Source organism: Legionella santicrucis, assembly GCF_001468135.1.
Lineage (GTDB): Bacteria > Pseudomonadota > Gammaproteobacteria > Legionellales > Legionellaceae > Legionella > Legionella santicrucis.
In genome coordinates, this window is sequence record NZ_LNYU01000074.1 from 1 (window position 1) to 585 (window position 585).

Genomic DNA, 585 nt, shown 5'->3' on the forward strand with positions numbered 1-585 from the left:
CATGCAGTAATTCTAAGAGCAGAAGTGGGATATGACTAATTTGTTTTATTTGATTATAAGCACTAAAGCGTGACTCGACTAGTTCTTCCGCTACTTTTGTATATTCTGTATGACTGCTATCTGCCTTATGTAAAGAAAGAATACCTTCTTTAAAAATAATCACCCAATCTACTGATTCAAGTCCTGATTTTGCTTTGAAATGGCGGTTTAAAAAGTCAGAATTTAAGTTTTCTAATTGGATAGCCATATCTTCTGATAGTCCAAAATTAATTGGGTCTGTTGGCAATTGTCCATCTTGATTCAATTTATTAATTAAGTGATTGGATGAAACATGCGAGTTTTGAACTCTCATAGGACAAATACCTTTTTCTGATTTGGAATGTCCTAATAAACTGAGAGGATTGGTTTCTGGCTTTGGTAAAGCATGCAATACCCCAGGCGCTTTTTGTGCTAAAACATCAGAAAACATCATCTTAGGATCATCAGCAAAAACAGTACCTATTACTTTATTTTTTTCAGAAACAGCTAAAAAATCTTGAATTAAATCCTTATCCGTGAGCAAGGAAAAATGTTGAGGCAATTGCT

Annotated in this window: 1 protein-coding gene; it reads right to left on the reverse strand. The window is 33.8% G+C overall.

The genetic code is table 11. The features are described 5' to 3' along the window. Positions 1 to 585 (reverse strand): hypothetical protein (locus Lsan_RS22360; RefSeq protein ID WP_162265606.1); only part of this gene is annotated, 585 nt, incomplete at both ends.